Genomic DNA, 22,597 nt, shown 5'->3' with positions numbered 1-22,597 from the left:
TGGACTGGATCCGATTGAGATAGCCGTAGAGGTAGATCTTCAGCAGTGTCGACGGATGATAGGCGGGCCGACCTGTCGCCGCCGGGTGAACGCCCCCAAAGCCAAGCGCCCCGAGATCAAGTTCTTCAATGAAGACTTCGACCACCCGGACAGGGTTGTCCTCGGTCACGTAATCGTCGAGCGTCTCCGGCAATAACAACGACTGCCGTCGGTCTTCACCCTCGACGAAACGCCCCATGACCGGCCCTCTTATATCGAGCCGATTCTAGCAAATTTGGGGCCCTTTTTACACAGTCTGGACCCAGGTCGGTCGCTTAGCCAAAGCGGTTCGTTTCCCAAGAGCCGAAATAAAAGTCGGCCATATTGCCTTAGGCAGTCATGGCTGGAAAGGCCAACGCTATAGAGCTTCCATCTGCAGCATCTGGCGACATCGGCTGGCGTCACCCCCGACACCTTCGAGTGTGCTAGTTTGAGCCGGTGAAAGTCGCCGAATCGAATCGCCGTGAGATGCGTCCAACCCGTAGGCCCCTAATAAATGCCACAGACTGTCAAGCCGATGTCTCGCACTCTTGCCGTCGAAATCGCCACGAAGACCATAGCCGTCGTTAACCCAGCTAACCGCGGGCTGCGAATAGCGGATCTGCTTGAAAAACATGGGTTCCGCCGCGTCCGGGAACCCGAATTGGATATCCTCAGCGATCAGGCGCGCCTCGTGAGTTGGTTGCGCGAGACCTTCAGAGTCGACTAAACGGATTCTACGAAAAAAGTAGCGGAAGAACCGCAGGGGTTTATCAGATGGCTGCGGCCTGATTATCAGACAGAAAGAAACTGGACCTTTCGCTCATCTCGCAAATGCGCCCAAACCAGGGTCTGCATGTTTTTGTCGAAGCCAGCGCGTGTGACTGCGAAACCACATGGACGGGCTCTCGCACATGACAAGCCCCGCCCAGCGACGCTTGGACTTGCCTCTCGAGCGATGTGACGGCAATCTCAGATCAGCAAGGATGTTCATTGGGCATATGCCGGAGCATTCTCTCGTTGGGCGACAGGATATGAGAAATTCCAAGACCATGATCATGGATGGTGAGATTGCCAACGCGGGCGAGATGGACGACGCGGCCTTGCCTGGGCTTCGGTTGGAATTTCTCAACCGCCGGTCGTTTCTGTTCGGCTCCGCGGTCAGTCTCGGCGCGCTTGGGCTCGCCGGTTGCGCGACAACCGACGACGCGGCCCGCATGGAGGCGGCGAAGCTCTACGGGCCCGTGCCCGACAAGAAATTCCCGATCCCGGCGGTCGACGTCGCCAAGCTTGATCCGAAATATGTTCGCCGGACGGTGCGCTACGACAGCAAGGAAGCGCCCGGCACGATCATCATCGATCCCGTGAACTACTATGTGTACCGCATGGAAGGCGAGGGAAACGCCACCCGCTACGGCGCCAATGTCCCCCGCAAGGGCTTCCTGTGGAACGGCGATGCTTACGTCGGGCGCAAGGCGGAATGGGCGACCTGGACCCCGCCCAAGGAGATGATCGAGCGCCAGCCGGAAGCGCGCAAATACGCCGGCGGCATGCCGGGAGGCCTCGACAATCCGCTCGGCGCCCGCACGCTCTATCTTTATCAGAACGGCAAGTACACGGTCTGCACGATCTACGCGACCCGCGACCCCGAGTCGATCGGCAAGGGCGTCACCAGCGGCTGCACCGGCCTTCTTACGCAGGACATGATCGACCTCTACGAGCGCACGCCGATCAAGACCAAGGTAATCCTTCTGCCGGCATAGGCGACGGCGTCAGTTCCCCTGTCCGAGCACGCCGGCGCGAGCAGGCAAAAACATGGCCGCTCGTCAGAGTCATAGCGATTGTGGGATGCGGCGGACACTTGTTGTGCGTCCGCACGCCGCTTCGAACGTCCGCCGCCTAGAGCCGGATGACTTTGGACGGAATCGCAAGGCGATCTCGTCCAAAGTCTGAATCCGCCTCTTCTCAAAGAGTTAGAGCATGATGTCATCCGAAAACCGGTTTCCACTTTTCGGCATCATGCTCTAGAGCATATTCCGCCCAGGTTGAATCAATCTGAGCGATAAGAATATGCTCAAGCTTTTGAATTTGGAGCGATTTCTTTTCGACCGAATGATTCCATTCGGCCGGAAAGCGCTCTAATTGTTTTCCCAAAAAGCGGACCGACTGGAATCGGCCAGGCCACGCCATAGACAGAATGACCGCTTTCCAAATTGCAGGCCAGGGAGCGGACTGGCGGAAACCCACCCATAGCGGAAGTCTTCAAACCGAGGCACTCAAGGCAATCAAATCGCCTTGAGCCCGACCCGCGCCGCCAGTTTTTCGGCCTGCTCCTTGCGCTCGCTGTAGCGGCTCGTGAGGAAATCGGAAACTCCCCGCGTCAACAGCGTGAATTTCATCAGCTCCTCCATGACGTCCACCACACGGTCGTAATAGGGCGAGGGCCGCATCCGCCCGGCATCGTCGAATTGCTCATAGGCCTTGGCGACCGAGGATTGGTTGGGGATCGTGATCATCCGCATCCAGCGGCCGAGCACGCGCATCTGATTGACAGCGTTGAAGGATTGCGATCCGCCGCTGACCTGCATCAGCGCCAGCGTCTTGCCTTGGGTCGGCCGCACCGCCCCGATCGAGAGCGGAATCCAGTCGATCTGCGCCTTCAGAATCGCGGTCATGGCGCCATGCCGCTCGGGCGAGCACCAGACCTGGCCCTCCGACCAGGCCGACAGTGCGCGCAGCTCCGCGACCTTGGGGTGATCTTCCGACGCGTCATCGGGCAAAGGCAGGCCGCTCGGATCGAAAATGCGGGTTTCGGCCCCAAAGCTTTCCAACAGCCGAGCCGCCTCCAGCGTCAGAAACCGGCTGTAGGATCGCTCCCTGAGCGAGCCATACAGCAAAAGGATGCGCGGAGCGTGGTCGCGCTGCCGGGCTTGCAACAGATCCGGCGTCGGGATCTCAAAAGCGCCCGGCGCGATGTTGGGAAGGAGGGCGGGGTCAACCAAGGCGCTGGCCTTTCGCCGCCGGCGCTATCGCCGCTCCCGGAGCAAGGCCGCGTTCGTACCAGCCCTTGCTTGCATTGACGATATGCACGACCGACAGCATCACCGGAACCTCGATCAAGACGCCGACGACGGTGGCCAGCGCCGCCCCCGATTGGAAGCCGAACAGGCTGATCGCGGCGGCGACCGCCAGCTCGAAGAAATTGCTGGCGCCGATCAGCGCGGAAGGCCCGGCGACGCAATGCTGCTCGCCGGCGAATCGATTGAGCAGATAGGCCAGTCCGGCGTTGAAATAGACCTGGATCAGGATCGGCGCGGCGAGAAGCGCGATGATCATCGGCTGCGCCAGAATCTGCTCGCCCTGGAAGCCAAACAGCAGCACGAGCGTCGCGAGCAAAGCCGCAAGCGAGGCCGGTTGCAGATAGGCGAGCAGCCGGGCGAGCGCCGCAGCGCCGCCGCTCGCAAGGATCCATCGCCGCAGTCCTTGCGCGGCGAAGACCGGGACAACGATGTAGAGCGCCACCGAAAGAAGCAGCGTGTCCCATGGCACCGTAATCGCCGACAGACCAAGGAGAAGGCCGACGATCGGCGCGAAGGCGACCACCATGATGAGATCATTGAGCGCCACCTGGCTCAAGGTGAAATGCGGCTCCCCCTTTGTGAGGTTCGACCACACGAAGACCATCGCCGTGCAAGGCGCGGCGGCGAGCAGGATCAGGCCGGCGATATAGGACGAGATCTGGTCGGCGGGCAGCAGCGGCCGAAACAGATAGCCGATGAAAAACCAGCCAAGCGCCGCCATCGAGAAGGGCTTTACCGCCCAGTTGATGAACAGCGTCACCCCAATGCCGCGCCAATATTGCCGCACCTGCCCGAGCGCGGAAAAATCGATCTTGAGCAGCATCGGCACGATCATCAGCCAGATCAGCGCGGCGACCGGGAGATTGACCTTGGCGATCTCGGCTGCTCCGATGGCGTGAAAGACGCCTGGCGCAAGATGGCCGAGCGCGATTCCGGCGGCGATGCAGACCCCGACCCACAGCGAGAGGGTGCGTTCAAAAAATGACATGTGTAAATTCCCTTGAGCAATCGCGATCCAAGGCGGCCGCGACTTAAGCCGTTGCGACTTGGCGGCCGCGTTCGTCGACGACGCGCTCGCCGTCCTCCTTGAAGAACTCGCCCTGCTGCGGCGGCAGAAGATCGAGGACAAGCTCCGATGGACGGCAGAGTTTGACGCCCTTTGGCGTAACCACGATCGGCCGGTTGAGGAGAATGGGATGCGCCTCTATGGCCTCAAACAGAGCCTCGTCTGAAAGCGCCGGATCGTCGAGTCCGAGCTCGCGAAAGATCGGCTCCTTCTCGCGCAGCACGGCGCGCAATGGGAGGCCCATGCGAGTCACAAGCTGGCGCAGCAAGGCCCGCGTCGGAGGCGTTTTCAAATATTCGATAATATGCGGCTCCAGGCCAGCATTGCGGATCAGGCCGAGCGTGTTGCGCGACGTGCCGCACTGGGGATTGTGATAGATGATGACGTCCATCGCCGCCTCCTCCGATTGGCGGTTGGCGGCGCCTTCGGTCCGGCCAATGTCGCGCAAACGAGCGCGCATGGTCAGCTGGTCCAAGCTCTTCATCGGCAGGTTGCGAAACAATGAAATTCGCCGCTCCAAATAGTAATAGGCCATGTCGAAGGCGGCTTCTTTCTGGACGTCGGTTCCCTGCACGGCGGCCGGATCTTCAACGCCCCAATGCGCCGTCATTGGATGGCCCGGCCAGACTGGACAGGATTCTCCCGCCGCGGTGTCGCAAACCGTAAAGACGAAATCCATTGCCGGCGCCCCTGGCCGCGCGAATTCGTCCCATCCCTTCGAGCGTAGGCCCGCGACCGGGATATTGTTGTTTTCCAGCACCTTGATCGCGAATGGGTTGACCGCGCCCGTGGGCTGGCTGCCCGCTGAAAACGCCCGGAACCGCCCTGCCCCCGCCTTGTTGAGGATCGCCTCGGCGATGATCGAGCGGGCGCTATTGCCGGTGCAGAGAAACAGGACATTGTAAACGCGATCAGTCATGAATAGCCCCTTTTTGCGGGCTGCAAGCGGGCTCGGCGGCAAGGGGCGCGCAAGCCTCCGGCCGGCCGCCGCAACACTCTTCGATGAGAAAACCCGCGAGCCGCCCGATGGCTTCAATTTCGGCGCGATAAATGATCGAGCGGCTTTGCCGCTCAGCCCCGATGAGGCCCGCGCGGGTGAGAACCGCAAGATGCGTCGACAAAGTGTTGTGCGGGGTCCCGAGCCGGAGCGCGATTTCCCCCGCCGGCAAGCCCTCAGGCTCATGTTTGACCAAGAGGCGAAACACATCGAGCCGGGTCCCTTGCGCCAGCGCGGACAGCATTTGGATAGCGCTTGAATTTTCCATATGTCGATAATACCGGACATACCGAATTATACAAGCCCAAGCGACGCTCTATTTGCCGGTGAGAAGGAGGATTTTGCCCATATGGGAGGATGATTCCATCATCTCATGCGCCCGGCGCGCCTCTTCGAGCGGAAAGGTCGCGTGGATGATTGGCTTGACCGCGCCCTTGTCGAGCAGCGGCCAGACGTTTTCCCGCAAGAGCGCAGCTATTTCGGCCTTCTGCTGCACGGTTCGCGCCCGCAAGGTCGAGCCGGTCAGTGTCAGCCGCCGCAACAGGATAGGCCATAGATCGAAATTTTCGACCCGGCCCGACTGCGAACAGGCGATTTGCACCAACCGCCCCTCGCTCGCAAGGATCGATATGTTCTTGGCGAGATACGTTCCGCCGACCATGTCGAGCACGACATCGACGCCGCGTTTGCCGACGATCGCCTTGACCTCCTCGACGAAATCCTGAGTTTTGTAATTGATCGCGACATCGGCGCCGAGCGTGCGGCAGAAGGCGCATTTGTCGCTCGAGCCCGCCGTGACGAAGACGCTCGCGCCAAATTGCTTGGCCAGCTGGATGGCGGTGGAGCCGATCCCGCTCGACCCGCCATGGACGAGCAAGGTCTCTCCCGGTTTGAGCCGGCCCCGCGTGAAAACATTATCGTACACGGTGAAAAAGGTTTCCGGGACGCCCGCCGCCTCCACCGCGCTCAATCCCCGCGGAACCGGCAGGCACAGCACTGCATCAGCCAGAGCATAGTCGGCGTAGCCGCCCGAGCCGACCAGGGCGCAAACTTCATCGCCCTCGCGCGGCGCGCTCACGCCTTCGCCCCGCGCGACCACCCGGCCCGCGATTTCAAGACCTGGAATGTCGGTTTCACCTTTCGGCGGCGGATAGAGGCCGGCGCGCTGCATGCAATCTGGACGATTGACGCCGGCGGCGACGACTTCAATCAGGACTTTGCCGGGACCGGGTCGCGGCGCCTTGGCCTCGCCAATCCGTATGACCTCGGGTCCGCCCGCGCCTTCGAAATAAACCTGACGCATGATAGTCGTTTCTCCTCTCGCCTGCGCCGCCCGCAAGGACCCAGCGCGCTCCGATCAAGCCGGTTTCAGGAAGAAATAGATCGTCAGAACGACGCCCACCGCAACGACGAAACCCTTGACGATCGACGCCGGCATCCGCCGCGCGGAATAGATTCCAGCATAACCGCCGGCGATCGCGGCGGCGCAGACGACGATCGTCACATGCCAATGGACAAGGCCCGCCGTGATAAACGTCACGACGGCGGCGGCGTTCATCAGCACCGCCAGCAGGATTTTCAGGCTGTTCATCAACCAGATGTCGCGCAACCCATAGAGCGTCAGCGCGGCGAGCATCAAGATGCCGATGCCGCCGCCGAAATAGCCGCCATAGATCGCCACCCCGCCCTGGGCGATGAAAATGCCGGCCCGATTCAGCCGGAATTTGCTGGCGTCGGGGTGAAAAAAATTGCCGCCGGCGAAGATCGCCGTCGCGAAAAGGATGAGCCAGGGAACGATTTGGCTGAAGACGCTTTGCGGCGTTACGAGAAGCAGAAGCCCGCCGATGAGACCGCCGACAAGGCTGATCAACGCCAAAACCGGCACATTGACGCGGTGGTCCATCGCCGCCGCCCTCAGACCGTCCCGCGCGGCGAAGCCGGTCGCGACCTGGCCAGGGAAAAGCGCGACCGTGCTTGAGGCATTGGCGTCGATGGGCGGAAGCCCGGCGGCGATCAGAGCCGGAAACGTGAGAAACGACCCCCCTCCCGCCACGGCGTTGATGAAGCCCGCCGCGAAGGCGGCGAGAGTGACGAGTGCGACAACCATGGCGGGTTCCTACGAGCTAGAGCATGTTCGAGCGAAATGGATGCCGGTTCGCGTTAAGAAAATGCGATAGAATAAAAAGCTAAAGCTACTTTCTGATTCCACTGAATCCGAAAGCGCTCTACAGCATGTTCTCAAAAAAAGTTGATCGGCTTCTTCGATCCCGGCATGCTCCAATACTTCCACTTTAAGTCGCGCCTTTATCGAACCGATGAGTCATCAACCCATTCGAGCCAGCATTGACGTCATGTCCTCTTCGCACGCGACTTTGGAAGCCGGTTTGACCACATTCAGCGCCTTGCTTGAAGCAGAATATGGCCAACCGATCGCCCATTGGGCGGGCTTGCCGGAATGGGGCGATCGCGAAAAGCGGCAACTTTCCCGCGCGCTCGAGCTTTTGATTTTGGAGCCGATCGCGGACGCAGAATCCGCGACTCCGGACGCTATCGCAGCCAGCGAGATCGGCGCCAAACGCATCTGGGCTCTCTGCGATCAAAAGATCGCTGGCGCGGCGTTCGAAACGACGTGGCAATGGCGGCTGCTGGCGGAGATCGACAATGCGACAAAAGGCGACGACGGACAAATGATGACGCCGTCCGATCCGCGTTTGTTTGTCTTGAAACTCAAATATGAACGCGATCCTTTCGCCGCGCTTTGGGAGCGTTTTGCGAGCTTTCTCTGCGACGCGGCGCTAGCTCCGCGCATCGAGCGCAAACCTCCGGCGGCAAGCCGCGCTCTTTTGCCAGAGGCATGCGCCGGCCAGGCCGCGGCGCTCCAACAGATTCCGGGGCTGGAAGCAGCGAGCCCCGCCTTTATCGCGGGATTGCTTTTTGTTCTTACGCAACTTGGGGCAAAATCATTCTGCGATTGGGCGCTGGATCTTTGCTGAGCCGGCACGGCTTATGCTTCGATCTTGGCGCAGACGCCGCCTCCTCCACTGACATTTCCCGATTGACATTCGGCCGCCCATTTCCCTTTGCCGGAGCCTCGCCATGACTTCCGCCGCCGACCCGCAAGGCCAATCCGCGCAGACGCTCCGGCCCAATGATCTTGACGCCTATTGGATGCCCTTCACCTCGAACCGGGCGTTCAAGCAGAATCCGCGCATCGTCTCCTCTGCCAAAGACATGCACTACTACACGCCGGACGGCCGCGCTATTCTCGACGGCACGGCCGGCCTTTGGTGCGCCAACGCCGGACATGGCCGCGCGCCGATCGTCGCCGCGATCCAGGCGCAGGCAGCCGAGCTGGATTTTGCGCCGCCGTTTCAATTCGGACATCCGAAAGTCTTTGCCTTGGCGAGCCGGGTCGCGGCCCTGGCGCCCGGCGATCTCGACCATGTGTTCTTCGTCAATTCGGGTTCGGAGGCGGTCGACACCGCGCTGAAAATCGCCCTCGCCTATCATAATCTATGCGGCCAGGGCGCCCGCCAGCGGCTGATCGGCCGCGAGCGCGGCTATCACGGCGTCGGCTTCGGCGGCACGGCGCTCGGCGGCATGGTCGCCAATCGCAAGGCATTCGGCAATCTTCTCGCTGGCGTCGATCATTTGCCGGCCACCTACAATCGCGCCGAACAGGCCTTCACCAAAGGCGAACCCGAGTGGGGCGGCCATCTCGCCGATGAACTCGAACGGTTGGTCGCACTGCACGACGCCTCGACCATCGCCGCCGTGATCGTCGAACCGATGGCCGGATCGACCGGCGTGCTGCCGCCGCCAAGAGGCTATCTGGAGCGGCTGCGCGCGATCTGCGACAAATATGGCATCCTCCTGATATTCGATGAAGTCATTTGCGGTTTTGGCCGGCTCGGCCACGCGTTCGCATCCCAGCGCTATGGCGTGCTGCCGGACATGATCACTTTCGCCAAAGGGGTCACTTCAGGAACCGTGCCGATGGGCGGCGTTCTCGTCCGGAAGAAAATCCATGACGCCTTCATGAAAGGCCCCGACCATGCAGTCGAACTTTTTCACGGCTACACTTATTCCGGTCATCCGCTCGCCTGCGCCGCTGGTCTTGCAACGCTCGACCTTTATGTCGAGGAAGACCTGTTCGCTCGAGCGTTAAGACTCGAGCCGCTTTGGGCCGACGCCATTCATAGCTTGAAGGGGCTGCCCAATGTGCTTGACATTCGCACGCTCGGGCTCACCGCCGCGATCGACCTCGCAGGCAAGCCGGACGCTCCCGGCAAGCGCGGCTTCGAGGCGATGGATCACGCCTTTCACGCCCACGATCTGCTCCTGCGCATCGCCGGCGACAGCCTGATCCTGACGCCGCCCTTGATCGTCAGCGAAGCGCAGATCGGCGAGATCGTGGAAAAGACCGCAATGGCGATCAAGGCGGTCGCCTAATAGATAATCGGGCAAATAGCCCCGCGCCACATGCGACCGACGGCGAAAGGCGAAGCGCAAGCGCTTCGCCTTTCGCAATTTAGTCAGATCGGAGAAACAATCGCTCTTTCGCCGCGAGAATCGCCAAATCGATAAGCGGCGATCAACCGCGGCCATTTCGAGTTCGCCATCGATCCAGGTTTCGGACTGTGAACTACTCCGCCGCCACGGCGACGTTTTCAACGGTTTCATAGGGCATCAACTGCGTCGCGCTCCGAATTGAAGCTTCGAGTTCGCGCGAGACCTCGCAGAGTCCATAATGCACGGCGCCATGCTCCTCGCTCCGGTGGCGTCCAAGAACATAATGCGTCAGGCCGCATTTCTTGAAAACGCGCTCAAGTCCCGCCTCGTAGATGGCGGTCATTTGGGTGACGCCATATTCAAGGCCAAAGAGACACATCCCAACGATGATTTCGCAGGCCGCGCGGGAGACGCCATTCGGCTGAAGGCGCTTGTCCTCTGGAACCGCGAACCGCGTCGCTTCCCAAATCGTCGGCGAGCGAACGGTAAGCCCAGGAAACATAGGCTGAAAAACGCTGCCAGCCATATGATCCGTCGTCGTATTGAGGAAACGGATGGAGCCGGCGAGGCTGCCGTCCGGCAGCAAGCTGCACAAATAGACGGTGTCGTCGCGATCGAACTCGTCGATTTCGAACTCGCCGTCGACCGCCTTCAAATCCCATTTTTTCTGGTCGATGAAGACTGTCTTGCGGTGACGGAACATCGCATCGAAAAGCTCAGGCCGGGAGGGCCGTTCATAACCATGGACTATGCTAAGCATTTTAGGCTCCCAAAGATTGAATGGATGCCCTATGCTGATACGCATCGCGTGTTAAGGATATTCCCCGGATCGGGGATAGACCGCCACTATATAGCGGCAGCCGCGGTCAAGTTGACAGCGCGGTCAATTGGAATTGCGCCTTAATCGTGGCGCGACTCAAGCTGAGCGTCGACCATCTAGCCGAGCCTGCAGACGCAACGCTCGCGCAGCGACGTCTCTTCTGCGGCAGAACGTTTGTGTTGCTCTCTGCCCGCATAAAGACATCGATACACGCAAATAGCGGCGTGATCAATGACAAATGCTAATATTTATTATAAGTCACGGATATTCCCCGAATCGGGGATGATCACTGGATCAGTCCGGCGCGAATCGCCTTTGTGACAGCATGGACGCGATTGAGCGCCTGCAGCTTAAAGCGCGCCGAATCGAGATGCGCTTTGACCGTCTCGGTCGAGATCCGCATCAAAATCGCGATATCGGCTAGGCTTTTTCCCTCGGCGGACCATTCCAACGCTTCGACCTCACGCTTCGTGATGGCGTTGAGATCCACAGGAACATCCTCGGCATGCAGTTCATAGGCGCGCTGATGCACATAATGAGCTACATGGACGAGATCTTTCATGAGCTCGAAGCGTCGGCCCGACCAAGATGCGTCGCTTTCATTGGAAGTGGCGATGAAAAGCGCCCAAAGGCCATTTGTCGGACCCCGCACGGGAATTGTCAGACCTTGCTGGCCGACGCCGGCATCCTTGGCTTCGCCAAATAAGCGCTGCACTTTCTTATCAATGCGCGGAAGCCGCGCCCAATCGACCGGAAGAACCGAGCGCGCGCCAATATTGATTACCGGATCGACCGGCGCATAACCCTGGGCTCTGTAATGCTCGATCCAGGCGTCGCTATAGGTCATATTGGCGAAGGGATCGACCATTGAGCGGCCGCGAAAAGAAGGGCAGAGATATGCGATGTTCGCCAAACCATAGTGCTTGCGAACATATTCAATGAACCCGTCGAGAGTCTGATCGGTGAGATCGGTTTCGAGCTGAAGCAGCGTCCGCACATCTACGTCTTCAAGACTCGCCACTCTTAGGCTCCCATCGTCGTCAGCAAAAAAGTTAAAAACAGGCTCTAGCCGCCAAAGCGATTAAATGAGACATGTTGGCACATGCCAGATGTCAGGTGAAGTGTCATTTCGCACAGCCTCGCCCGCAGCCCGCGCTTATTGAGGGCGAATTGATCTTGCCCGTGTCAGCACGCGGGCAAGGCTATTCAAGTAGCCGATTTTGAAGCCGAAGCGAAGCCCCAAAAAGGTTGAAGTTTCGGAACCAAGCCGGCGCAAAGTGAACGGTGAAAGAGATTAGCCGTTAACAGTGCGCCGCAATCCGCCGTCAATAGATAAGAATCTCCTGACCTTTGTCTTGAAACGATATGAAATTATCCCCAATTGTCGCTTGTGGACAGGCGATCAAATAGGCGCCTAAAAGGATGCCGCACATGACTTTTACTGCGCTGAATGAACGCCTGGGCAATAGCCTTCACAGCCGCTGCGTGAATTGGCCAATGGTCGCCAAGAGCAGTCATCCAATTAACTTTGGCTGCCGCCCGCGTCCAGTTGCTTCTTGGTCTTCTCGTCCTTATTGCGGTGGAAACAGCGCCTCATTGACGCAAGTGGATGTGGCCTGAGATACTCATATGGGTGAAGCTGGTGCGGTTTAGTTGTGGTAAAACTCTTTAATTCTTTTGAGAATGCGGTGGAATGAAAATCTTGAGCGAAAAGAAAGAAAACGACACGCAGCTCGATATTATCGAGGTGGCGGAGCGCTTGTTTCGGCAGATCGGCTTTCAGAAGACGACCGTCGCTGACATCGCGCGCGAACTGCAGATGTCGCCTGCTAACGTGTACAGGTTTTTCGCGGCGAAATCCGGGATTAACGTAGCGGTTTGCCGACGGATCCTCAATGAGATCGAAGCCGCTGTGGAAGAAATTGCCAGACGCACCGGCTCGCCAGCCAAAAATTTGCGCGACGTCATCGTTGTGATCGAGAAAATCAACGCTCAGCGTTTCATGTCCGACCGCAAGTTGCACGAATTGGTGGAGACGGCCTATAATGAAAACTGGCCAATTGTTCGCGAACACTTAGAAAGACTCGATAAAGTTCTGGCGCAGATCATCAGTCAGGGCGTCGCCGCGGGTGAATTCCGCTCCGACGACCCAGACCTTTCGGCAATTCTTGTCCGCAGCGCCTGCATTCGCTTCTGTCACCCGCGACTCATGGTCGAATGCGCGGAAGATCCCGAGCCGACCATTGACCAAATGATCGATTTTTCACTGGCTGCTCTCGCCCCCGCCTGACAGCGCCGACTTAACTCTTCCAGAGAAAGCCGGGACCCGCCCTGTCCTCCTCCCGGCGCGCCCGGGAGGGAGCTGATCACTCGGGCATGATCTCCGGCTTGTTGCTGGGAAATTTCGCTATCGTCGCCTCGTCCACGTTCAGATGCTGGGCGACCATTGCCGGCGGCGTATGGGTCATCCAGTCGGATAAAGAAACATCCGCGAAATAGGGGCTTTTGAATACTTCAAGGAACTGCAGGTCGCCGTCGCCAATATTCTTGATATAGTGGCCGTTGCTTCGCTTTACGTAACCGATGTCGCCGGGGTTGAAGTCCATCGTGACCGCCTTGGGTCCCGAATCGAATACGGTCATTCGCCCCTTGCCCTTGATCCAATATTGCCATTCGTCGGCATTCGGATGCCAATGCATTTCCCTAAGGCCGCCTGGATGCAGGGTCACCAGCGCCGCGGCGATCGTCTTGGAGACGATGAAATTATTGCTGTCGGCGATCCGCACTTCGCCGCCCTTCGTCTTGCGCACCGGCGCGCTGGACCCCAGGGAAAAGGTGAACGGATGTGGAGGAAAACCCTTCGCTCCCTTCACAGCCGCCTGGTCAGCCAAAAGAGCGCCGGGCAACTTGCCCTGGAAGATATAGAGCTGGTGGAGCGGGATCTTGGAGAAGGTCCCCACCGGGACGCCGAAATTCTCGGCCAATATGTCCGGCGGCGTATGCGCAAGCCAATCGGTGACCAATAGCGTATTATATTCCGTGGCTTTGCCATCGTCGAAGCAGAGGAGGAACTCGCAGCCATCGGGCCCGAGCCCTTGCAGCGAATGCGGCAAGCCCGCCGGGAAATACCAAAGATCCCCCTCTTTCACGTCGGCGACGTAAGCCCGGCCCATTTCATCGAGCACGGTGACCCGGCAATTGCCGTAAGATACAAAGCCCCACTCGGCCGCCAGATGCCAATGCATCTCCCGTATTCCGCCAGCGGTAAGGCGCATGTCGACGCCGGAAATCGACTCGGCAATCGCGAAATCGGCTTGCGTCACCTGCCGCGCCCAGCCGCCATTCTGGATGCGTTTGGGCGCATTGTTGAACGACGCCCAGAACAGCGGCATGTCGCTGACATCGGTCGGCGGCGGGGACTGAGCCGACGGAAACTGGTCGCCGATCGCCGGGTTCTGCGGACCGGGATCGGTGAGGCTGGCCGGGTTGCCTTTAGTGTTGATCGCGCCCTGCGGCGGCTCATCCGGATTGCCGAACGAGGCGGCCCGCGCGCTCGCGGCGGCTGTGACCATCGCTCCCGCCGCTGTCGCCGAAAGGAGATTGCGCCGCGAAACCTTGGACATCGAATCAGCCTCCGGCATAGCGTTTCAAAATGGTATGTGATCGCCAGCCAAGACGCAAGGCGCAGCCACCCCGTTGCGCCCTTGGATTCAGCCTCGCGCCAGCTTCGCGAATCCTTCAAACTGCGGCGGCATGTTGAGAATCATTCATACTGCCGATTGGCATATCGGCCAGACGCTGCGCGGCTTTTCCCGCGAGTTGGAGCACCGCGCCGTCTTCGCCGATCTCATCCAATTGGTTGTCGAGCGCGCCGCCGATGCGCTCATCGTCGCCGGCGATGTGTTCGATGGCCAGAACCCCAGCGGCGAGTCGCAGCGCCTCTTCTATGATCTTCTCGTCGGACTCAACCGGGCGCGCCCGACTCTGGCCATCGTCATCGTCGCGGGCAATCATGACGCGGCGGGCAGGCTCGCGGCCCCCAGCGCGCTGCTGGAGCAATTCGGGGTCCATGTCGTTGGAAACATCGCGCGGCGGGAGGGCAAGATCGACCTCGGCCGGCATCTCATCGCGCTCAAGGATGCGAGCGGCGCGGTCGTCGCGCATATCCTCGCCACCTCCTATCCGACCGCGGCCTGCCTGCCGCCGCTCAGTCAAGGCGGGCAGGCCGGATCGCCCATCGTTCGCGCCGTCGCTTCCCTCTACGCCGAGCTGTTCGAGAGCGCTGCGCCGCTGCGCGCGGGCCTGCCGCTCATCGCGACCGGGCATTTGCATGTCGCCGGCGGCCTTGAATCGGAGGGAGCCGAACGGCGCATCCTGATTGGCGGCGAACACGCCATTCCAGCCGAAATATTCGCGCGCCATGACGCGGCCTATGTCGCGCTCGGACATCTGCATCGGGCTCAGGCCGTCGGCGGCCCGAGCATCCGCTACAGCGGGTCCTTATTTCCGCTGTCTTCGGCCGAACAACCGTATCGGCACGGCGTCACTTTGGTCACTCTCGATGGCGCCAATGTCCAAACCGAACACATCCCCTTGGCGCGTCCAATCCCCTTTCTCCGGTTGCCCGACCAGGGCGCACTGCGCCTCGATGAGCTTGCCGATCGACTGGCTTGCCTCGATCTCGATCCGCATATGCCGCTTGAAAGGCGGCCCTTTCTCGACATTCGGCTCGCGCGCGAAGGCCTGGTCTCCGGCTTTCGCGCCGAGGTCGATCGCCTCGTCGAAGGTTTTCCAGTCCGCCTCGTCGATGCGCGGGTCGCCGCAACGCCCGAAGCCGTGGCCGAGGCGGCGCAGGCTTTGGAGCCTCTCGTCCCGCTCGCCGACCGCGACCCAGAGGAAATGTTCAAACGCGCCTTCGAAAAGCGCAATCGCAAGCCTCCGGCGCCAGAACATCTCGACGCTTTTCATTTTCTGCGCGCGGGGCTTTGAGCGATGCGGATCCTGGCCGTGCGCGGCGAGAACCTCGCCAGCCTCGCCGCCCCGTTCGAGATCGATTTTTGCCGCGAACCTCTCGCCGGCGCCGGCCTTTTCGCGATCACCGGCGAGACCGGCGCCGGAAAGTCGACGATCCTCGATGCGATTTGCCTTGCGCTCTATGGCGCCTATCCGCGCGTCGCCATCGACCGGTCCGAACAGGCGCCCGATCCCGGCGGCAAAGAGATCAGCGGCAAGGACGCCCGCGCGCTGTTGCGGCGCGGCGCGGGCAAGGGCTTCGCCGAGGTCGATTTTCAAGGGGTGGATGGAGACGCCTACCGGGTGCGCTGGGAGGTCTTCCGCGCGCGCGGACGCGCGAATGGCGCCTTGCAAAAACCGCAACGCAGCCTGATCCGCATCGCCGACCTTCAGCCGATCGCCAGCGGCGTACAGCCGGTGCTGGAAAAAGTGCAGCAGCTGACCGATTTCACCTTCGATCAGTTTCGCCGCACGGTCCTGCTCGCCCAGGGCGAGTTCGACGCTTTCCTCCTCGCCAGCGAGAACGAACGCGCCGAGCTCCTTGAAAAGGTGACCGGCACGGAAATCTATGCGGCAATCTCTCGGCGCGCCTATGAAGAGAAGGAGCGGCGCGGGAACGAGATGCGCAGCCTCGAGGAGAGACGCGCTGGCGTTGGCCTCCTCGACGAGGCGGAGCGCATATCGCTCGCCAATGAGCGCGTCGAATTGATTGCCAGCGCCAGGGCGAGCCTCCAAGCGATCGACGCCTTGCAACAGCGCCTCGAACACGAGTCGCGCCGCGCCGTCGCGCGGGAAAAATGCGCGCTGGCGACATCGGCTTTGGAGGTCGCGGCGCTCGGGTGGAAAACCCTCGCGCCGGAGCGGGCCGAGCTTGCCGACCTCGATCGGATCGAGCCGTTGCGGCCGAAAGCAGCCTTGCTTACGCAAGCAAGGCAGGGCCTCGCCGATGCGCAAACGGCCTTCGCCGAGGCCAACGGCCTTCATGCGGCTGCGCGCGAGGCGGCCGAAAACGCCGCCCTGGCGCGGCAAAGCGCTCTGGCCTTGGACCTTGAAGCAGAAGACCGCTTCAAGGCCTTCGGACCGCTTTGGACCCGCTGCGAACAGCTCGACGCGACGATCAATCATTTGCGGTTGGAGCATGAGAAGGCTGAGGCGCAGCGCGACAAGACGCGGATGGAGGCGGACGCCCACGCGGCGACGCTCCAAGGCCTTGAGGCGCTTGCCACGCAAACCAGCGCCTCACGCGACAGTCTGGCGACAAAGCTCGAAGCCTGCTCGGCAAGCGTGATCCTCGCCGATCGTTGCGATGAGGCGGAAGCGCTTCTCCTCAAACGCAGCGAGTTCAAAACGCGCCGCCAGAAAGCGCATGCGGCTTTTGTCCGCGCATCAAAAGAGGCGCAACGGCTGAGGAGCCTGATCGTCGATCTGGATTTGGCCGCGGACGCGATGCGCGGCGAGCGCGATCGCCTGAATGCGGAAAACGAGGCGCGCCGCGTCGGCCTCGCCGCAATTGGCGAAGACCATTTGCGCGAGCGCGATTCCGCTCTTGCCAGTCTTCTGGGCGGGCTTGCCGACGCCGCCTCGATCCTCGATCGTCACGCAAGGGCGCAGCATGAGCGCATCGAGGCAAAGACCGCGTCCGCCGCCGCTATGCGGGAAATCGAAGGCGCGGAAACGCAGCTCCTCGCCGCGACGCAAACCCAGGCCAACCAGAGAGCTGCGCGGGCCGAGATCCTCGGCCTGATCGATCTCGCCGATGCGACGGCCTCGCCCGAAGCGATTCACCTGCGCGCTGCCCTTGTGCCCGGCGCGCCCTGCCCGGTCTGCGGCGGCGCCGATCATCCCCACGCCGATCAAGCGGACGCCGGCGCAGAGTTCGTCGCCCGGATCCGCGCGCGGCGAACCGAGCTCGACCAATCGCTTGCCGCCGCTGCGCATCTGATCGAGACCGCCAGAGGCGCGCGCGCCGGCGCCGCCGCCCGCCATGACCACGCTCTGCGCCGCGACCAATTGGCCCTGGCCGAATTAGAGGCGGCCGCCGAAGCCTATGCGCTCCGTCGCGACCCGCTCGATTGCAGCCGCGCCGCGCTGGGCTTTCCCGATGCGCTGCCGCACGCGCCGGAGGCCGCGCTTGCGCCCGTGTTGCAGCTGGCGGCGATTGCAAAGGCCGAGCGCGAAACGCTGGCGGACCCGCTCGGCCAAGCCAAGGCCCTGCGCGCCGATCTCGAATTGCTGCGCCGGAAATTGTCGGAGGCGGCTTCGGACCTGGAGGGGAAACTGGCTGAGCTGGAGGCGCGACGCCGCGCCTTGCACGAATTTGATGTCGAACGCTCCAGCTCGGAGGCGCAGTTGCGGGAATTGGACGATCGTCTGCTCTCGATCGACCGCGAGCTTGGCCCCTTCCTCGCCGCCGCCGATTTGACCTCGGCCGATGTCGATCTCGATGCCTTGGCGGCGGCGGCGCAGGTGAAGGCGCGAGGGCAAACCTATCGCCAAGAGAAGGCGCGGCTCGCCGGGGACGAAGCCGCCTTGCAAGCCCTCAATCCAAAACTGGCCGCCGCGCGCGAAGCCGCGCAAACCGCGATCAAGAGCCTGGACAACGCCATCGCCGAAACCGCGGGCCGCGCTGAGGCTCTGCGCCTAGCCGAGTGCGAACGCGGCCTCTTGCTCGAGGGTGAGCCGACCGCGGCCCATCGCACCCGTCACAACGAGCTGCGCCGGCAGGCGCGGGCAAGACTCGATGACGCTCGCGACGCGGAAGCAGAAGCTGGCAAGGCCCTCGCCGCCGCCGCCAATGGCGAAGCGGGCGCCTTGGCCAATCAGGAGGCCTTGAGGCTCCAACTGATCGAAGCGGAGCGCAACTTCACTACCGCCATCGTGGAAACGGGCCTGCCGGTCGATCGCGTCGGCGCCTTGCTTGAAGCTGAACCCGCGGCCCGCGAGGCCTTACGCGCGAAGCTCGACGCGATCGAAGCGGCCCAGGCGCTGGCCCGAGCAAATCTCGATGAACGCCAGCGCGATCTTGACGAACTCCTCGCGCGCGATGGATCGGAAATCGACGCGGAGGCTTTGAGAACGGACATCGCCAATTTGCAAGACGGGCTCGATGAAACGCAGCGCCGATCGGGTGCGATCGACAATCAGATCGCGGCCGACGATGCGGCGCGCGCCGGCGCCGCGGCCCTGACCGCAAGAATTGAAAGCGCCCAAGCGGATTTTGCAATCTGGCAGGCGATCGATGACGCCATAGGGTCCGCGTCGGGCGACAAATTCCGCCGCTTCGCGCAGGGGGTGACGCTCGACCAGCTCATCGCCCTCGCCAACCGGCACCTCGCCGCCTTCGCGCCGCGCTACCGGCTGGAGCGCGCGGCGACGAGCGATCTTTCCGTGCATGTCATCGATCGCGACATGGGCGACGAGCGGCGCGCCGCGCGCAGCCTTTCCGGCGGCGAACGCTTCTTGGCGTCGCTGTCGCTGGCCATCGCGCTCTCTGGGCTCGAAGGGCGCCAGGCCTTCGTCGACACCTTGTTTGTCGACGAAGGCTTCGGCTCGCTTGACGCCGAAACGCTCGATGTCGCCATCGATGCGCTGGAGTCGCTGCATGGGCGCGGCCGCAAGGTCGGCGTCATCACCCATGTGGCCGCGATGATCGAACGCATCGCGGTGCAGGTGCGGGTCGAAAAATGCGGCAATGGCCGCAGCACGGTGCGGGTCGCCCAGCCGGGCGGCGCCGCTCTGCTTGAGGCCGCTCTGCTTGAGGCTTGGCCGCGAGGCTGATCAGCTCGCGGCGGCGGCGGCGGCCTTTTCCGCGGCTGCAGCAGCCGCGGCGGCGCGTTCCTGCGCCTTCTTCTTTGGCAGCGCCTGTTTGGGATTGCTATGCGGCTCGCGCTTGATGACCCCGAGACCGTCGAGCAGCCGCGCGACGCGGTCGGTCGGCTGGGCGCCTTTGGCGATCCAGGCCTGCGCCTTCTCATGGTCCAGGACGAGCCGGTCGGCGGAATCCTTCGCTTTCAACGGATCGAAAATGCCGAGCCGTTCGATGAAACGGCCATCGCGCGGCATGCGCGAATCGGCGACGACGACCCGATAGAAGGGACGCTTCTTGGCGCCGCCGCGCGACAGACGAATTTTAAGGGACATTGATACTTCCTTTCAAATTTTCAAATGATGCGATGTTGGCGTGTTCTGACGGTTCGATGAGGTCGAGGTTTTTCCATCCTGGCGACAGGCGCGGAGGCGTCCAGTCTGTCTTGCACAAGCGCGTCGCCCCGGACTTGCTCGATCATTTCTTCTTTCCGAACGGATTGAATCCGCCCAAGAGTCCGCCGCCAAGCCCCGGCAGCTTGGTCCCGCCGAGGCCGGGCAATTTTGGCGCTTCTCCCAAGAGGCCGGGCGGCGGCGGCGCTGGAAAGCCGGTTGGAGGTTTCGGGCTGGGATTGACGGGGGGCGCTGACGCGCCCGGCTTTTGGCCCATCTGCTTTTGCAAGGCGGCAAGCTGCTCCGGCGTCGGCTGCGGCATGCCCATGCCGCCCCCTGGCATTCCAAACATCGAGGCCATCTTGCTCATCGCCCCGCCGCGCTTGGCGCCGCCCATCGACTTCATCATGTCGGCCATCTGGCGATGCTGCTTCAACAATTTGTTGATGTCCTCAACCCGGACTCCGGCTCCCGCCGCAACGCGCTTCTTGCGCGAGGCCTTGAGCACATCGGGATTGCGCCGCTCCTCGCGGGTCATTGAGGAAATCATCGCGCGCTGGCGCTTGATGATGCGCTCATCGATATTGGCGGAGGCCAATTGCGCTTTCATCTTGGCGACGCTGGGGAGCATGTTCATGAGGCCTCCCAGGCCGCCGATATTCTCGACCTGCGCAAGCTGGTCGGAGAGGTCGTCGAGATCGAACTTGCCCTTGCGCATCCTTTCGGCCATGCGCTGGGCTTTTTCGGCGTCGATCGACTCGGCCGCCTTTTCGACGAAGGAGACGATGTCGCCCATGCCGAGGATGCGGTTGGCGATGCGCGAGGGATGGAAGTCCTCGAGCGCGTCCATCTTCTCGCCGGCGCCGAGCAGCTTGATCGGCTTTCCGGTGACCGCGCGCATGGAGAGCGCCGCACCGCCTCGGCCATCGCCATCGACCCTTGTCAGCACGATGCCAGTGATGCCGACGCGATCGTCGAAATTCTTGGCGAGATTGACCGCATCCTGACCGGTCAAGCTATCGGCGACGAGGAGAATCTCATGCGGTCCCGTCGCCGCCTTGATCTCGACCATCTCCTGCATCAGCGCTTCGTCGATATGGGTGCGCCCCGCCGTGTCGAGGAGAACGACGTCGAAGCCTTGCAGACGCGCCGCCTGTTCGGCGCGCTTGGCGATCTGCACCGGAGTCTGGCCCGCGACGATCGGCAAGGTCTCGACGCCGATCTGGCGGCCGAGCACCGCAAGCTGTTCCTGCGCCGCCGGACGCTTCACGTCGAGCGAGGCCATCAAGACCTTGCGCTTCATTCGCTCGGTCAGGCGCTTGGCGATCTTCGCCGTGGTCGTCGTCTTGCCGGCGCCCTGCAGGCCAACCATCATGATCGCGACAGGCGGCGCGGCGTCGAGATTGATCGGATCGGCATTGGAGCCGAGGGTTTCGATCAAGACGTCATTGACGATCTTGACGACCATCTGGCCGGGCGTCACCGATTTGATGACATTGGCGCCGACCGCGCGCGCGCGCACCTTATCAATGAAGGAGCGCACGACATCGAGCGCCACATCGGCTTCGAGCAAGGCGCGGCGAACCTCGCGCAGCGCGACATTGACGTCCGCCTCCGACAGCGCGCCGCGCCGCGTCAGCGTATCGAAGATGGTGGAGAGCTTTTCCGAAAGCCCTTCGAACATGCGGTTCATCCTGTCGAAAAGCCCCCAGATGGAGGAGGCTGGCCGCGGCTGCGGCCGGGTGTGAGGGGGGTCCCTCTCTAACATCTTCTAACGCAATGCCGAACCCAGCATCCGCCGCCCGGACATTGACCGGCAGGCGAAACAGCCAGGTTGGCGCTGTTCAACGCCAAACGCGCCCGGGGGCGCCGCGCGCTGCCGGACGTTCACCGCTTGTCTCAAGGGACAAGGCGGCTCAAGCAATATAAGGACCTCTTGAGGAGGATCGAGAGGTTCTTAGGCGCGCAGCGGCGCGAAAGTCAAGAAGGCCGCAAAAATACGCAATTTGAGCCAGCGCGAAGGACGCGCCATTTCCCCTCGCGCGCGAACATGCTAAATCGGAGCCCTGATTATCTGGAAGGCGGCGTTCAAGATCATAATCGGCAAGGCGCTCGCCAGCCGGCAGGTCCCGGTAGCTCAGCAGGATAGAGCAACGGTTTCCTAAACCGTAGGTCAGGGGTTCGAATCCCTTCCGGGACGCCAATATTATCAGTATTTATAAGTCTTTATTCAGAGCGCCTAAGGCGCTCTCGTGCGCGCGGGACGGGACGGGGACCGGCAAGCTCGACGCGTCGGCCCCGCCACACAATTATATGGCTAATAGGCCCTTGGACCGCCCGCAAGCAAGCCTTTTGGCGCCTGCACGGTCAAATTGGGGCGATAGCCAGCTTGCAAGCCGATCGCGCTGCACTATTTATTCGTGCACCACACGGCGAAATTCGTCGCCCAACTTCCCATTGGAAGCCCGGACTATTCGGTCCACTGGTCCGGGTTTCTTTTGCCAGGCGACGATCGCCGCGGGCCTTCGCCCAATCCGACTGGATGGCGGAATGACGGAGCATCTTTTTGGACAGAGCAAATGTGGAAGACACAGCAAGCCACTGCTTACGTTAGGCAGCGCGTCCCTGCGATAGCTGGGTTCGTTGACGAATGTTTGGCGGCGTTTGGAATGGGCATTTTCGTCACCTTCATTGGCGTTCTTGTGCTCGATCTGCTCTATTCGGTCGTACCGCCGCCGATTCATGTGCTTGGCGCCGCCTTACCTTGATCCCTCGCGTCCACGAGACGAGCGTTTCGGCAGGCTGAGCGCTTCCCGAAGGTGGTGCAATTTGCGCTGCCTTGATATGTTCGGAGCGCCCCCGCCGCGATCAGCCTGCGCTTTTGGACATCGATC

General features: G+C 61.7%; 18 protein-coding genes, 1 tRNA gene and 2 pseudogenes. 7 read left to right on the top strand and 14 right to left on the bottom strand.

All coding sequences use genetic code 11. The features are described from left to right. A partial coding sequence (locus DL86_RS13905) for an IS1182 family transposase (protein ID WP_036262604.1) occupies positions 1-238 on the bottom strand: 238 nt, incomplete at its 3' end. 832 nt (positions 239-1,070) lie between these two features. On the opposite strand from DL86_RS13905, the gene DL86_RS13895 reads away from it, so the two are divergent. Then, positions 1,071-1,781, top strand: a complete 711-nt coding sequence (locus DL86_RS13895; protein WP_036262648.1) for a L,D-transpeptidase — start codon at positions 1,071-1,073, stop codon at positions 1,779-1,781. Positions 1,782-2,004: 223 nt separating this feature from the next. Here the strand turns inward: DL86_RS13895 and DL86_RS13890 are convergent, their stop codons facing one another. The 8 genes and pseudogenes from DL86_RS13890 to DL86_RS13860 all read right to left on the bottom strand — a co-directional run bounded on the left by DL86_RS13890 (position 2,005) and on the right by DL86_RS13860 (position 7,268). Then, positions 2,005-2,265 (bottom strand): hypothetical protein, encoded by a 261-nt coding sequence (locus DL86_RS13890; protein ID WP_156964655.1) that lies wholly within the window; start codon positions 2,263-2,265, stop codon positions 2,005-2,007. A gap of 38 nt (positions 2,266-2,303) precedes the next feature. Continuing rightward, positions 2,304-3,020 (bottom strand): arsenical resistance protein ArsH, encoded by a 717-nt coding sequence (gene arsH / locus DL86_RS13885; RefSeq protein ID WP_051953441.1) that lies wholly within the window; start codon positions 3,018-3,020, stop codon positions 2,304-2,306. Next, entirely contained in the window at positions 3,013-4,086 is a 1,074-nt protein-coding gene (arsB, locus tag DL86_RS13880; protein WP_036262600.1) for an ACR3 family arsenite efflux transporter, read from the bottom strand. The genes arsH and arsB overlap by 8 nt, the downstream gene beginning before the upstream one ends. A gap of 43 nt (positions 4,087-4,129) precedes the next feature. Next, positions 4,130-4,537, bottom strand: a pseudogene (gene arsC, locus DL86_RS20310) (arsenate reductase (glutaredoxin)); the annotation flags it as partial. 27 nt (positions 4,538-4,564) lie between these two features. Then, positions 4,565-5,083, bottom strand: a pseudogene (locus tag DL86_RS20305) (arsenate reductase ArsC); the annotation flags it as partial. Further along, on the bottom strand, positions 5,076-5,429 hold the full coding sequence (locus DL86_RS13870) for an ArsR/SmtB family transcription factor (protein WP_036262599.1): 354 nt from the start codon (positions 5,427-5,429) through the stop codon (positions 5,076-5,078). The pseudogene DL86_RS20305 and the gene DL86_RS13870, both read right to left, overlap by 8 nt. 48 nt (positions 5,430-5,477) lie before the next feature. Continuing rightward, positions 5,478-6,464 carry an NAD(P)H-quinone oxidoreductase gene (locus tag DL86_RS13865; protein WP_036262597.1) on the bottom strand — a complete coding sequence of 329 codons (987 nt, stop codon included), beginning with the start codon at positions 6,462-6,464 and terminating at the stop codon, positions 5,478-5,480. Between the two features lie 54 nt (positions 6,465-6,518). Beyond that, the gene (locus DL86_RS13860) at positions 6,519-7,268 is read right to left on the bottom strand and encodes a sulfite exporter TauE/SafE family protein (protein WP_036262595.1); all 750 of its coding nucleotides are present in this window, start codon (positions 7,266-7,268) and stop codon (positions 6,519-6,521) included. A gap of 244 nt (positions 7,269-7,512) precedes the next feature. Here DL86_RS13860 and DL86_RS13855 point away from each other — a divergent pair, with 244 nt between their 5' ends. Further along, positions 7,513-8,154, top strand: a complete 642-nt coding sequence (locus DL86_RS13855; protein ID WP_036262593.1) for a hypothetical protein — start codon at positions 7,513-7,515, stop codon at positions 8,152-8,154. 103 nt (positions 8,155-8,257) lie between these two features. Continuing rightward, positions 8,258-9,613 carry an omega-aminotransferase AptA gene (aptA, locus tag DL86_RS13850; RefSeq protein ID WP_036262591.1) on the top strand — a complete coding sequence of 452 codons (1,356 nt, stop codon included), beginning with the start codon at positions 8,258-8,260 and terminating at the stop codon, positions 9,611-9,613. Between the two features lie 193 nt (positions 9,614-9,806). Here the strand turns inward: aptA and DL86_RS13845 are convergent, their stop codons facing one another. Both DL86_RS13845 and DL86_RS13840 read right to left on the bottom strand, forming a co-directional pair. Continuing rightward, entirely contained in the window at positions 9,807-10,433 is a 627-nt protein-coding gene (locus tag DL86_RS13845; protein ID WP_036262589.1) for an acyl-homoserine-lactone synthase, read from the bottom strand. 346 nt (positions 10,434-10,779) lie between these two features. After that, entirely contained in the window at positions 10,780-11,514 is a 735-nt protein-coding gene (locus tag DL86_RS13840) for a helix-turn-helix transcriptional regulator (protein ID WP_036262587.1), read from the bottom strand. 672 nt (positions 11,515-12,186) lie between these two features. Here DL86_RS13840 and DL86_RS13835 point away from each other — a divergent pair. Next, positions 12,187-12,783, top strand: coding sequence for a TetR/AcrR family transcriptional regulator (locus tag DL86_RS13835; RefSeq protein WP_036262585.1), 597 nt, complete (start codon positions 12,187-12,189; stop codon positions 12,781-12,783). Between the two features lie 76 nt (positions 12,784-12,859). Here the strand turns inward: DL86_RS13835 and DL86_RS13830 are convergent, their stop codons facing one another. Beyond that, positions 12,860-14,116: an oxalate decarboxylase family bicupin gene (locus tag DL86_RS13830; RefSeq protein ID WP_036262640.1), complete on the bottom strand. Its 1,257-nt coding sequence runs from the start codon at positions 14,114-14,116 to the stop codon at positions 12,860-12,862. Between the two features lie 130 nt (positions 14,117-14,246). Here DL86_RS13830 and DL86_RS13825 point away from each other — a divergent pair, with 130 nt between their 5' ends. Then, positions 14,247-15,482, top strand: coding sequence for an exonuclease SbcCD subunit D (locus tag DL86_RS13825; protein ID WP_036262638.1), 1,236 nt, complete (start codon positions 14,247-14,249; stop codon positions 15,480-15,482). 3 nt (positions 15,483-15,485) lie between these two features. Then, positions 15,486-19,283, top strand: coding sequence for an AAA family ATPase (locus tag DL86_RS13820; protein WP_051953440.1), 3,798 nt, complete (start codon positions 15,486-15,488; stop codon positions 19,281-19,283). Here the strand turns inward: DL86_RS13820 and rpsP are convergent, their stop codons facing one another. Further along, the gene (gene rpsP / locus DL86_RS13815) at positions 19,284-19,646 is read right to left on the bottom strand and encodes a 30S ribosomal protein S16 (protein WP_036262584.1); all 363 of its coding nucleotides are present in this window, start codon (positions 19,644-19,646) and stop codon (positions 19,284-19,286) included. 142 nt (positions 19,647-19,788) lie between these two features. Further along, a complete protein-coding gene (ffh, locus tag DL86_RS13810) occupies positions 19,789-21,387 on the bottom strand; it encodes a signal recognition particle protein (protein WP_036262582.1) in 1,599 nt (532 codons plus the stop codon). Positions 21,388-21,829: 442 nt separating this feature from the next. Between ffh and DL86_RS13805 the strand changes: the two genes are divergently transcribed. Further along, positions 21,830-21,906: transfer RNA gene (locus DL86_RS13805), tRNA-Arg, on the top strand. The last annotated feature ends 691 nt before the right edge of the window (positions 21,907-22,597 follow it).

Source organism: Methylocapsa aurea (assembly GCF_000746085.1).
Lineage (GTDB): Bacteria > Pseudomonadota > Alphaproteobacteria > Rhizobiales > Beijerinckiaceae > Methylocapsa > Methylocapsa aurea.
This window is presented reverse-complemented; position numbering and strand designations above follow the sequence as displayed.